Here is a 12904-nt window from a genome sequence, read left to right on the forward strand (position 1 = left end):
GGCCGGATTCGGGTGGTGGGGAGGGGAGCGGCTGCGGCGGGGGTCGGTGAAGGGCACCCGGGGCGCTGAGCACTTGTCGGGTGAGGGACAATGGAGCCTCTGTCAGGGCGGGTTGCATGAGGGGACGCATGTCGGACGCGGAGCGAGTGGGGGCACCCCGACAGGACCAGAGCGCACGTCTCCTCGCCGGGCGCTACCGGCTGGGGGACGTACTCGGCCGCGGCGGCATGGGCACGGTGTGGCGGGCCGAGGACGAGACGCTGGGGCGGACGGTCGCCGTCAAGGAACTGCGGTTCCCGTCGAGCATCGACGAGGAGGAGAAACGCCGCCTCATCACCCGTACGCTGCGCGAGGCCAAAGCCATCGCGCGTATCCGCAACACCAGCGCGGTCACGGTCTTCGACGTGGTCCAGGAGGACGACCGGCCCTGGATCGTGATGGAGCTGGTCGAGGGCAAGTCCCTGGCCGAGGTGATCCGTGAGGACGGGCTGCTGGAGCCGAGGCGCGCGGCCGAGGTGGGCCTCGCCATCCTCGACGTCCTGCGCTCGGCGCACCGCGAGGGCATCCTGCACCGCGATGTGAAGCCGTCCAATGTGCTGATCGCCGAGGACGGCCGGGTGGTGCTCACCGACTTCGGCATCGCCCAGGTCGAGGGCGACCCGTCCATCACCTCGACCGGCATGCTCGTCGGCGCCCCCTCCTACATCTCGCCGGAGCGCGCCCGCGGCCACAAGCCCGGTCCGGCGGCCGACCTCTGGTCACTCGGCGGTCTGCTCTACGCGGCCGTCGAGGGCGCCCCGCCCTACGACAAGGGCTCCGCCATCGCCACGCTCACAGCGGTGATGACCGAGCCGCTGGAGGAGCCGAAGAACGCGGGGGCGCTGGCCGAGGTCATCCGCGGTCTGCTCACCAAGGACCCGGCGAAGCGGCTCGACGACGCCGGTGCGCGGGCCAAGCTGCACGCGGTGATCCAGGCGCCGGAGCCGGGCGAACCGGCGGACGCCACCCAGGTGGTGCCGCTGCCGCCGCAGCCCGACCGGCGCGCCGAACAGGGCCGTGCGGGCGGCCGGAAGAGCGGTGAGCCCGGTGAGCGGCGGCGTGGATCGCTGCTCGGCCGGAAGGGCGCGGCAGCCGCCGGGGCCGGTGCGGTGGGCGCGACCGCGGTGGGCGCGGAGGCGGGTGCGGGTGCCGGGGCCGGTGGGGAGGCCGCCGTCGAGGGCGCGGCTTCGCTGACGGCGGGTATGCCGGCCAAGGCGGCGAAGGCGGGGGCGGGTTCGGGTACCGATACCGCTGACGGTGGGGGAACGGCGAGGGCTTCCTCGTCCTCCTCCCGGTCCTCGTCCGTCTCCCCTGGTCCTGCCCCGGGGGCCGCTTCTCCGGCGGCCTCGTCCGTCTCCGGGAGTGGTGTGGCGGGTGGGCGGAGTCCGTCGGGGTGGCCCGTCGTGCCGCCGCCGGATCTGCCCGCGCGGTCGGCGCCCAGGGCGTCCCTGACCGACGTGGTGCCGAGGCGGACGCTGGTCATCATCGCCGTGGTGGCGGCGCTGGCGGTGCTCGGGGTGGTGCTGACCATCGCGTTCGCCGGGAACGACGGCGACACGGACGCCCGGTCCGGGGATGCCGGGAAGGCCGGTGCTTCGGCGAGCGCCGACACCCGGTCCGACGAGAGCGGGGGCACCGACACCGACGGCCAGGCCACCGACCCGGCGACCGGGGGCGGTTCCCCCGCGGCGGGCGGCGGTGCCCAGCCCGACGGCGAGGAGGGCTCGGACGACGCCTCCGACGACACCGGTGAGACCGGCGACCCGGCGGAGGGCACCGGCGGCGCGGCCTCGACGCACGAGGGACAGCAGGGCTACTCGATCGGGCTGCCCAAGGGCTGGAAGTACGCCTCCTCCGGCGCCGCCGGGGACCGCTTCACCGGACCGGACGGACAGCGGCTGCTGATCGGCTGGACATCGACGCCCAAGGACGACCCGGTGGCCGACTGGAAGAACCAGGAAGGGTCGATGACCCGCGCCCAGTACGAGCGGATACGAATAGCGGCGGTGGACTACCGCGGCTGGAACACGGCCGACTGGGAGTTCACCTACACCGAGGGCGGGACGGCGTACCGCACGATCGACCGGGGGTTCGTCGTGGACGACGACCAGGGCTATGCGCTGATGTACACGGCGAAAGCGGCCAATTGGGGCGACAGCGAGCGGGCGGCGACCTGGCGGACGCTGACGGAGTCCTTCGAACCCAAGCCGTGAACGGGTAGAACCGGGGGCGGAAGCGGGTAGGGACGAGGAGATGTCCCATCCTTCAATGCGAATTGCCTCCGGCACGTATCGTGAGTGCCTGCGAACCGTACGCATCTGGAACGGGACGCCTGACGAACGGAATTGACCGACCCGGAAGGGACCGGCCCGGACGCCCGGGGGAGGCAACGTGGACGACTACGCGGGGCGGGTGCTCGCCGACCGCTACCGCCTGCCGCTGCCGCCCTCCGACGAGTACGAACTCGCCGAGAGCCGTGCGTTCGACACCTACAGCGGACAGGAAGTCCTGGTACGGCAGGTGCCGTTGCCGGAGGTCGTCGAGGCGGAGGTGCTCGACGCGGAGGGACTGCCCGAGGGGTTCACCGCACGCGGTGGCCCGGGGCGCAGGCAGCCCGCGCGGGGCGCGGGTCCGCGCAGGCCGGTCGACCCGGCCGTACGGCGGGCCGTCGAGGCGGCGCAGGCGGCGGCGCGGATTCCCGATCATCCCCGGCTGGACCAGGTCTTCGATGTGTTCGCCGAGGGCGGGTCGCTGTGGATAGTCAGTGAGATGGTCCCGGCCCGGCCGCTCGCCGCGCTGCTGGCCGAACAGCCGCTGACCCCCTACCGGGCGGCCGAGGTCGCCTCGGATGTGCTGATGGCCCTCAAGGTGCTGCACGCCCATGGCTGGGTGCACCGCAACATCACCGCGCGCACGGTGCTGATCTGCGACGACGGCCGGGTCATGCTCACCGGGCTCGCGGTCGGCGCGGCGGAGGAGGCGCTCTGCGGGTACGACCCGGTGCCGCCGCCGGACGGCGACGAAGGCGGGGCGGGGGGCGGGCCCGGTGCTCCGGGTGGGCCGGGGGCGTCCGGTGTGCCGGGTGTGCCGGGGACGTTCGCGAGTGGTTCCGGAGGGTCTCGGTCTGGTTCTGCGGGGGCTGGTGGGGGCTCCGGCTGGCCGGGCGGGGGTCCGGGCGGGGCCGGTGGTGGCGAGGGGAGTGCGCCGCCGTTCGGGCAGGGGCGGACCGGTGCGGCCGGTGCTGTCGGTGGGGTCGGCGGGAGCGCCGGTGCTGGAGGGCCCGTGGGTTCCGCCGGGTTCGGCGCGGGTGATCCCGAGGCCGCGCGGCGGGCCGCGATCGAGGCGCGGGCGGCCGGAGGGCTGCCGGTGGTCGGTGCGGAGCGGGGCTCCCCCGGCCCGGCGGTGCCCGCGCGGCGGACGGCGGAGAGCGGCGGGGACATCAGGGCGGCGCGGGCCGGGGCCATCGCCGCGTACCGCGCGGGCGCGCGGGCGGCGGCCCGGGTGCAGGAGTCGCAGAGCGGACGGGCGGCGCTGCCCGGGGCCCGTCCGGCGCCGGAGGCCGAGCAGCCGTCCGGGCCGCCCGGCCAGATCGCCGACCCGTACGGGGTGCGGGGACCCGCGGCGGCCGGGGCGCTGCCGCCCGCGCCGCCCAGGGGCCAGGGCCCCGCGGCCGGACCCCGGTACGGGCACGGGCACGACATCGGGCAGGAGCAAGGGCACGGGCTCGGCCATGAGGAGGGCCACGGGCTCGGCTATGAGGAGGGTCAGCAGGGGCACGGAGCCGGTCCGGTGGGCTACGGGGCGGGAGTCCCGGCCCAGGGCGGTCCGGCGGGCGGACCGGGACCGCAGGCCCCGGGGGACGGGCGGTGGGACGAACCCGGTTCCGGTGTCCGGCCCGTGCGGCGTGGGCCCGCGACCGCGCTGGCCGCCGAGCGGGCCCGGCAGGCGCGGATGGCCGTCGTCGGCCCGGTGACCGAGCGCTGGGCGCCGGAGCAGGCCGGTCCGGTGCACGAGAACTGGCAGCTGGCCGCGCCGATCGGTCCCGCGACCGACCTGTGGGCGCTCGGGGCGCTGCTCTTCCGCTCCGTGCAGGGACACGCCCCGTACCCGGAGGACTCGACCGCCGAGCTGGTGCAGATGGTGTGCGGGGAGCCGCCCGCCTTCGCCGAGGAGTGCGGCCCGCTGCGGCCGGTCGTGGAGTCGCTGCTGCGTCAGGACCCCACCGAGCGGATCGACTTCGAGGAGCTGCGCGGCTGGCTGCGCTCCCTGGTGCGGTCCGCGCCTGAGCCGGAGGCCGGGGTCCATGTGGTGGCGGCGCCGCCCGCCGGGACCAGCCGGCTGCCGGTGGTGCGCCGCCGGGGCGAGCTGGTGCGCCGCCGCAAGGCCGGGCTCCCGGCGACCCACGGCCGCCACAAGCGGGCCCGCGAGGAGCACCGGCCGCCGCGCAGACTGGGCCGTACCCTGCTCGTGCTGGTGCTGCTGGCGATGGCCGGGGCGATCGCGTATGCCGCGCTGTTCCTGCCGAAGGCCGGTGAGGAAGGGGCGAGCGGGGCGAGCGGCACCGACCGGACCGGCACGGCGGGCGGGGTCAGCGAGGAGTCCACCGAGCCCGACGCCAGCAGCGAACCGCGCCCCGACCAGACGACTCCGGGCGGCGAGGGCGGCGGTGACGGCTCGTCGGACGGCACGACGGGGTCCGCCGAGACCCAGACCGCCGGTCCCGACGTGGCCGACGGGTTCACCCTGCGCGACGACGACGAGGGATTCCGGGTGGCGGTCGCCGACGGCTGGGACCGCACGGCGGAGAACGGACGCGGGCAAGTGGTCTACTCGAAGGGCTCCTTCGAGCTGATCATCGTCCCCGGCCGGGACTCGGCCGAGGAGTTCGGCTCGGACCCGATGGAGTACCAGCGCGAGCGGGAGCCCGAGCTGTTGCCGTACCGCGACTCCAGCTGGGCCGTCGCCACCGGACTGAAGTCCATCGAGGTGGGCGGGCGGACCATGGCGGAGGGACAGTTCACCTGGACCGGGACCGACGACCGGGAGCTGTTCGTCCGCAATCTCGCCATCCTCGTCGACGGGCGCTACCACGTGGTGCAGGTGCGCGGTCCGGAGGCCGAGCGGGACGAGGTGACCCGGCTGTACGAACAGGCGGCGGCCACGTACCAGGTGACCGGCTGAATCCTTGATCCGGGGGACGGCCGGAGGGTGTTCGCCGTGGCGGCCGGGGAGGGTTCATCGCCGGCGCCGAAAGCGACAACCGTCACAGTGCGGTCTCCGTGCCCACCCCCTGGTTCCCCGCAGGCAGGGCGGTCCCTACGCTGGCCCTGTCAAGAGCATTGCGGGGAAACGTGAATCAGATGCAGGGCCTGCTCCTGGGGGACCGTTACCGGCTGACCGAATCCATCGGCAGCGGAGGCATGGGACGGGTGTGGCGCGCCCATGACGAAGTGTTGCACCGGGCTGTGGCGATCAAGGAGCTGACCGCCGCCCTCTACGCCTCCGACGGCGACCAGGCGGTGCTGCTGGCCCGCACCCGGGCCGAGGCGCGGGCGGCGGCGCGGATCAACCACTCGGCCGTGGTCACCGTCCATGACGTGCTCGAACACGACGGCCGGCCATGGATCGTGATGGAACTGGTCGAGGGGGAGTCGCTCGCCGACGCGGTGAAGGAGCGGGGCCGGATCGAACCTGCCGAGGCGGCCCGGATCGGGCTGTGGGTGCTGCGGGCGCTGCGGGCCGCGCACACCGCCGGGGTGCTGCACCGCGATGTGAAGCCGGGCAATGTGCTGCTCGCGCGCGACGGCCGGGTGCTGCTCACGGACTTCGGGATAGCGCAGATAGAGGGCGACAGCACCATCACCCGGACCGGCGAGGTCGTCGGCTCCGTCGACTATCTCGCGCCCGAGCGGGTGCGCGGCCACGACCCGGGACCGTCCGCCGACCTCTGGGCGCTCGGGGCCACGCTCTACACGGCCGTGGAGGGGCTGTCGCCGTTCCGCCGCACCTCGCCGCTGGGCACCATGCAGGCGGTGGTGGAGGAGGAGCCCGCGCCGCCGCGCCAGGCGGGTGCCCTCGGCCCCGTCATCACCGCGCTGCTACGCAAAGATCCGGCCACCCGCCCCGGCACCGCCGAGGCCGAGCAACTCCTCGCCGAGGCCGCGGAAGGGCGGCGTCCGCGCGACGCCCAGGCCTATGTGCCGACCACACCGCACCCGACGGAACGGGCCACGGGCGGCGGCCCCCACGGGACCGACGGCACGCACGGCACGCACGGTGCTCACGCTCCTCACGGGACTCACGGGACTCACGGGACTCACGGGACTCACGGGACTCACGGGACTCACGGGACTCACGCGGCCCATGGCGCGCCCGACCCGCACGCCGGTACGGGAGTCGGCGCGGCAGCCGGAACCGGCGCCGGGTCACCGCTGCCGTACCCGTCCGGCGCATCCCGCCCCGGCGCCACCGCCGTTCCGCCCCCCGGACCGTCCGCCTCCCCCGGCGGAGCGTCCCGTGGGCCCGCGCACGGGGCCGCCCTGCCGCCGCGCCGCCAGCGGCGGTTGCGCACGCTCGCGCTGGTCGTCGCGGTGGCCGCCCTCGTCGGCGGCGGCACGGCGGTGGTGCTGGACAGCTACGGCGGCCAGAGCGACACCACCACGGACGGCCGCCAGGACACGCTGGCCGACGATCCGGTCACGGACGCGACCACGTCGGGCGGGACGGCGCCGGAGTCTCCGACGACCGGGAGCGGACCGGACCGGGGCGCGGTGCCGGACGACTGGAAGACCGTCTCGGACCCGCTGGGCTTCGGGCTGTCGCTGCCCCAGGGCTGGAAGCGCCAGGAGCCCACCGCCTCCGGCGACCTCCGGCAGGTCGACTACACCCCGGACGGCGGACGGCACTTCATCCGGATCGCCGTCGACAGCGCGCCCGACTACACCGACCCGTATGTGCATCTGGCCGACCTCGATCAGCAGCTCGGCGACCGGCTGGTGGACTACCGGCGGACCGCGCTGGAGCGGAACACCTACCGCGACCGGTCCGGCGCCCGCTGGGAGTACGGCTGGACGGCGCTGGCCAAGGACACCGCGTTCCCGGGGGCGTACCGGGCGGTGGACCAGATGTATCTCGCGCGCGACGGTGTCGAGTACGCGCTCTACATGGCCGCCCCGGCGGAGGAGTGGGACACGGCGCTGGAGGAGTTCGAGATGGTGCTGCGTAGCTGGAGCGAGCCGGTCGGCTGACCCGGACCCCGGCGGGACACCGCCGGTTGGGCCATCGGTGGGGGCGGGATTCGGTCGTGTCGGGCGATCGGGTTTCGTACGGTGATCTCCGCGCGGCTCGGGGGAGTTGTCCTGTCGGACCCCGGCTGACGTGCCAGGACCGGCGTCGGTTGTCGGCCACGTCGGAGCCCGTGGGCCGGAAGAGGCGGCTCCAGGTCGGGCATGATGGGGCGCATGGGGACCGAGCGCGCGGATGGCCGTGTGATCGTGGGCCGCTACCGGCTGGAGGCGGTGCTCGGACGGGGCGGTATGGGGGTCGTCTGGCGGGCCACCGATCAACTGCTCGGTCGTCTGGTCGCGGTCAAGGAACTCGATCTCGACACCTCCTCCCTCTCGCCCGACCGGGCCCGGGTGCAGCGCGAGCGGATTCTGCGCGAGGCGCGTACCGTCGCCCGGCTGCACCATCCGCATCTGATCGTGGTCCATGACGTGGTGGAGCACGAGGAGCGGCCGTATCTCGTGATGGAGCTGATCGACGGTGGTTCGCTCGCCGACCGGGTCGCGGCGGACGGTCCCGTCGATCCGCGCGAGGCCGCCCGGATCGGGGTCGCCCTGCTCGGCGCGCTCGGCACCGCCCACGCGGCCGGGGTGCTGCATCGTGATCTGAAGCCCGCCAATGTGCTCATCGAGTCCGGTACCGGGCGGGTGGTGCTCACCGACTTCGGGGTGGCGCGGGTCGCCGGGGCGTCCACGCTCACCGAGAGCGGGACGTTCGTCGGATCGCCGGAGTACACCGCGCCGGAGCGGATGACGGGCGCGGGCACCGGACCGGCCTCCGATCTCTGGTCGCTGGGCGCGCTGCTGTGCGCGGCGATGAGCGGCGAGTCCCCGTTCCAGAGGTCGTCGGTGGGCGGCACGCTCAACGCCGTGGCCTCCGGGGAGATCCGGCTGCCCGCCGAGGCGGGTCCGCTGCTGCCCGTCGTACGGCGGCTGCTGGAGCGTGATCCGGAACGGCGGCTGGACGCGGCCGGGGCGGAGCGGATGCTGCGGGTCTTCCTGGACACGGGCCGGGCGGAACGGCGCCGGTGGGACCGGCTGCTGTCCCGGCGCCGCAGTCTGCTGGCCGCCGCGCTGCTGGTGGCGGCGCTGACCGGCGCCGGGGTGTCGGCGGCGCTGCTGGCGGCGGGGGACGGCGACGGGGAGGGCGGCCGGGACGGGAAGCCGGGCGGGGGCGGGGTGACGGCGACGGTGAGCGCGACGGTCAGTGTGACGGGGAGCGCGACGGGGAGTCCTTCGGTGACGCCCTCGACCAGCCCGTCGACCGGTCCTTCGGTGAGCCCCTCGGTCAGTCCCTCAGCCCGTCCCTCGGTGAGCCCCTCAGCGACGCCCCCGTTTCCGCTGCCGTGATCCCGAACTCCCGCACTCCCGGGCTCCCGGGCTTGCGTGCGCCCAGCTCAGGGCTAGTGCCATAAAAGGGAGATAAGTCGCGGCCTTGGTCACGGGTGTGTGACCGGACCGTATTCGTGGTGGATACAGGGGCGTTCCGCGCGATATGGATGGGCCCATGAGCAGCAACGGGGGAGCCCGCAACGGGGCCGACGAGCCGACAAGTTTCGAACTGCAACCGCCCCGCCCGGCGGCCCCGCAGGCGCGCGAGGGCGCCTCGCAGCAGGGCGACCACCCCACCGGTGCCCCGCGCCCCGGCAACCCGTACGCGACCCCCGCGCCGCCCGGCCCGCCGCACGCCCAGTCCTCGCCCGAGCAGTCCGCGCAGCCGCACCCCGCCGAGCAGCCGCAGTCACCGCAGCCCCCCGCCCCGCAGCCCCCGGTCCCGCGGTCCCCCGCCCCGCAGCGGGCCGCCGTACCGCCGCAGGGCGTTCCGCACGCGGCGCCGCGTGATCCCGGTGCGGGGCGGCTGATCGCCGAGCGGTACCGGCTGCTGTCCCGGCTCGGGCATGGCGGGATGGGCACGGTCTGGCGGGCCAAGGACGAGACCGTGGACCGGGAGGTCGCGGTCAAGGAGCCTCGTGTACCCGACCATCTTCCCGACCGTGAACGGGACAACGCGTTCGAGCGGATGCGGCGGGAGGCGCGGGCCGCGGCCCGGCTCGACCATCCGGCCGTGGTGAACGTGTACGACGTGGCCGTCGTGGACGGGCGGCCGTGGATCGTGATGGAGCTGGTGCAGGGACGTTCCCTCGGTGACGCGCTCCAGGAAGGCACGCTGGGCGCGAGGGAGGCCGCCAGGGTCGGACTCGAGGTGCTGGGCGCCCTGGAGGCCGCGCACGCCGCCGGGATCCTGCACCGGGACGTCAAGCCGGACAACGTCCTGCTCGGGCGGCACGACCGGGTCGTACTCACGGACTTCGGGATCGCCCAGATCGAGGGCGAGACCAATCTGACCGACACCGGTGGCTTCGTGGGCTCGCCCGAGTACATCGCGCCGGAGCGGGTGCTCGGCCAGCGGCCCGGACCGGCGAGCGATCTGTGGTCGCTCGGTGTGGTGCTGTACGCGGCGACCGAGGGCGTCTCGCCGTTCCGCCGCAGCAACACCCCGGCCACGCTCCAGTCCGTCCTCAACGCGGCCCCCGCCCGGCCCGCCGTCGCGGCCGGACCGCTCGCCGAGGCCATCGACGGCCTCCTCCAGAAGGACCCCGCCCGCCGCCCGGACGCCGCCCGGGTCCGCGCCCTGCTGGAGGCCGCCGCCCACCCGCCGGTACCGCCCGCGCCCGCCCCGGCGCCCGCCGCCGCGCCCGAGCCGCCCCGCCGGACCCGGCGCCGGTTCGGACCGGTCGCCTGGACCGCGGCGGGCGCGGTGGTGGCCGCCGCCGCGGTGGGGTCGTACGTCGTGGTCGCCGACCCCTTCGCCGGGCCGCTGCCCGACGGCTGGAAGACCCGGGAGGAGGCGGCGCTCGGCGCCAGTCTCGCCGTGCCCGAGGACTACCGGCGGACCGTGCCCGAGGAGGACGACGAGACGCACTGGGTGACGTACTCCGACGCGAGCGGTGCCGTCTGGATCGGGCTCGCCCTGGAGCGGAAGGCCGAGGACACCAGCGGGGACATCGCCGACTCGGCGTCGGCGGAGATGTACGACGACAACGCGGGCTTCAAGGAGAGCGGTTCGTACGAGCTGAGTATGCCGGAGGCGCCGAAGACCGAGCCCCGGCCGGACCTCGCGTACGACGGCGGGCGCAAGGCCGCCGAGAACACCGTCACCTACACCACCACCGACCTCCAGAACCCGCGCCCCCGTGAAGTGCGGATCTTCTACTACAAGACGTCCGGCGGGGACATGTACAAGCTCACCGTCGGCTACCCGGGCCAGGGGGACTTCACCGCGCGCGGCCGGGACGTGGCGCGCACCGCGATCGAGCACCTGGACATCGGCAAGCTGTGAGCGTGCGCCGGGCGTCGGGGCCGCGTCGACAACGACGGGGTCCGCGCGGTAGTCATGGGGCATGAGCGACGGCGGCGCGCACCGGTCCAGCGAAGCTGAGGGACCCGTGGGCGGGGGGCAGTTGATCGGCGGTCGCTACCGGCTCGCCGAGCGGATCGGTTCCGGTGGCATGGGTGCCGTATGGCGGGCGCACGACGATCTGGTGGACCGGGAGGTCGCCGTCAAGCAGCCCCATCTGCCCGGCTCCCCCGACGATCCCGCACACCAGCGGGCCGCGCACCGGCTGCACCGGGAGGCGCGGGCCGCCGCGCGCGTGGACCATCCGTGCGCGGTGACCATCCATGACGTGGTGGTCGAGGACGGGCTGCCCTGGATCGTGATGGAGCTGATCCGGGGCGAGTCGCTGTACGAACGGCTGCTGCGGGGCACGCTGTCGCCGGTCGAGACGGCGCGGATCGGCCTCGCCGTGCTGGGCGCGCTGCGCGCCGCGCACGCCGTCGGGATCGTGCACCGGGATGTGAAACCGGCCAATGTGCTGCTCGGTCCGCACGGCCGGGTCGTCCTCACCGACTTCGGGATCGCGCACGTCCAGGGCGAGGAGTCGCTCACCGTCAGCGGTGAGTTCGTGGGCTCGCTGGAGTTCATCGCGCCGGAGCGGATGTCCGGGCGGGGGGCGGGACCGGCCTCCGATCTCTGGTCGCTCGGGGTACTGCTGTACGCGGCGGTGGAGGGCGGTTCGCCGTTCCGCCGTACGTCACTGGAGTCCACGCTCGCCGCGATCCTGGCCGCCGATCCGCCAGAGCCGGAGCGGGCCGGGCCCTTGGGCCCGTTGATCCTCCACCTGCTGCGGAGGGAGCCGGAGGCTCGGCCGGACGCGGTGGCGGTGGGGGAGGCGCTGGAGGGGGTGGTGGGGTCCGCGACGGGGGGCTGGGCGGGGGGTGTCACCGGGTCTTCGGCGGGGTCTTCGGCGGGGTTCTCGGTGGGGTCTTCGGTGGGTGTCGGGCCGGGGGAGTTGCCTCCGGGGACGGATGTGACGGCGGGGGACGAGGCGGGGGAAGAGGCGCCGGAGGGGACGGGGCAGGAGACGGGGGCCGCTCAGGAGCCGGAGGGGTTGCGGGAGTTCGGGGAGGACCAGGGGACCGTGCTGCTGGGGCAGCGGGCGGGGGAGAGGGCGGAAGCGGCGAAGGAGACGGAGGGGAAGGAAGCGGCGCCGGGGGCGGGGTCGGCGGCGGGCTCGGCGACGGGGGAGGAGTCGGCGAAGGCGGCGGGGTCGGCGGCGGGCTCGGCGACGGGGGAGGAGTCGGCGAAGGCGGCGGGGTCGGCGGCGGGCTCGGCGACGGAGGAGGAGTCGGCCAAGGCGTCGGCCAAGGCGTCGGCGTCGGCGGCAGGTGAGGAGGAGAGGGCCAGGTCGGAGACGGGCGCGGGGCAGATATCCCAGGCCCCGCGCAAGCCCCCGCACCGACGCCCCCTCGCCGTCGGCCTAGCCGTCGGCCTCGTGGGGGCGCTGCTCGCCGGCGGGGTGTGGGCCGGGATCGCGGCGGTCGGTGAGGAGGGGGGAGGCGCGGACGGAGCGGCCGGCGTCGGGGCGCCACCGGCCGAGACGGACGCGGAGGACCCCGAGGACGAACCCGACCCGGACGACGGGGACGACGGGACGGAACCGGCGGGGACCTCCGGGTCGCCGTCCGGTTCGGCCGACGCCTGGGTGTCGCACACGGAGACGGAGATGGCGGCCGTGCTCGCGCTTCCGGAGGAGTATCAGGAGATCGCGCGGCAGGGCGGGCCGGACTACCAGCCGAGGCTGGTGGTCTACTCGGCGGGAGACGTGGACGTACGTCTCACGCAGTGGGACCGGGCGCCGAAGGACGCGCGGGGGCAGGCGGAGGCCGCGCACGACACCTGGGCGGAGTACGACCCCGAGGCGCGGACCCAGTACACGGAGACGGGGTTCGAGGACGGCGACGCGGTCATCGCGGACACCACGTACACCGTCGAGGGGACGAGCCGGCTCCGGGTGATGGAGCTGATGATCCTCACCGACGACGGGCGGATGTACGAGCTGCGGGTGGACATGCCGAAGGGGACACCGCAGGAGCGCTCCGGTACGTCGGTGTTCAAGGGCGCGCGGGACCGGCTGCTGCTCACACCGGTGAACTGAGCGGGCCCGGCGCGGGCGTACACGGCCTGATCAGCACGTTCGTTGCCAGTGATCACTGGCGGATTGTGGCCACTCGGTGAATGT

General features: G+C 74.8%; 6 protein-coding genes. All 6 read left to right on the forward strand.

Annotated elements, in window-relative coordinates:
* Positions 1 to 128: 128 nt before the first annotated feature.
* The 6 genes from AB0D49_RS02955 to AB0D49_RS02980 all read left to right on the forward strand — a co-directional run bounded on the left by AB0D49_RS02955 (position 129) and on the right by AB0D49_RS02980 (position 12820).
* The gene (locus AB0D49_RS02955; protein WP_362749678.1) at positions 129 to 2252 is read left to right on the forward strand and encodes a serine/threonine-protein kinase; all 2124 of its coding nucleotides are present in this window, start codon (positions 129 to 131) and stop codon (positions 2250 to 2252) included.
* Between the two features lie 178 nt (positions 2253 to 2430).
* The gene (locus AB0D49_RS02960; protein ID WP_362749681.1) at positions 2431 to 5220 is read left to right on the forward strand and encodes a protein kinase; all 2790 of its coding nucleotides are present in this window, start codon (positions 2431 to 2433) and stop codon (positions 5218 to 5220) included.
* Positions 5221 to 5399: 179 nt separating this feature from the next.
* Positions 5400 to 7286 (forward strand): serine/threonine-protein kinase, encoded by a 1887-nt coding sequence (locus AB0D49_RS02965; protein WP_362749684.1) that lies wholly within the window; start codon positions 5400 to 5402, stop codon positions 7284 to 7286.
* Between the two features lie 213 nt (positions 7287 to 7499).
* On the forward strand, positions 7500 to 8672 hold the full coding sequence (locus AB0D49_RS02970; RefSeq protein ID WP_362749687.1) for a serine/threonine-protein kinase: 1173 nt from the start codon (positions 7500 to 7502) through the stop codon (positions 8670 to 8672).
* Positions 8673 to 8829: 157 nt separating this feature from the next.
* A complete protein-coding gene (locus AB0D49_RS02975; RefSeq protein ID WP_362749689.1) occupies positions 8830 to 10662 on the forward strand; it encodes a protein kinase in 1833 nt (610 codons plus the stop codon).
* 61 nt (positions 10663 to 10723) lie between these two features.
* Positions 10724 to 12820, forward strand: coding sequence for a serine/threonine-protein kinase (locus tag AB0D49_RS02980; RefSeq protein WP_362749692.1), 2097 nt, complete (start codon positions 10724 to 10726; stop codon positions 12818 to 12820).
* The last annotated feature ends 84 nt before the right edge of the window (positions 12821 to 12904 follow it).

Origin of the sequence: Streptomyces sp. NPDC048290 (assembly GCF_040652095.1) — a bacterium.
Classification (GTDB): domain Bacteria; phylum Actinomycetota; class Actinomycetes; order Streptomycetales; family Streptomycetaceae; genus Streptomyces.

Coding starts and splice junctions, on each gene's coding strand:
- AB0D49_RS02955 (WP_362749678.1), top strand. CDS start 129: ATGTCGGACGCGGAGCGAGTGGGGGCACCCCGACAGGACCAGAGCGCA.
- AB0D49_RS02965 (WP_362749684.1), top strand. CDS start 5,400: ATGCAGGGCCTGCTCCTGGGGGACCGTTACCGGCTGACCGAATCCATC.
- AB0D49_RS02970 (WP_362749687.1), top strand. CDS start 7,500: ATGGGGACCGAGCGCGCGGATGGCCGTGTGATCGTGGGCCGCTACCGG.
- AB0D49_RS02975 (WP_362749689.1), top strand. CDS start 8,830: ATGAGCAGCAACGGGGGAGCCCGCAACGGGGCCGACGAGCCGACAAGT.
- AB0D49_RS02980 (WP_362749692.1), top strand. CDS start 10,724: ATGAGCGACGGCGGCGCGCACCGGTCCAGCGAAGCTGAGGGACCCGTG.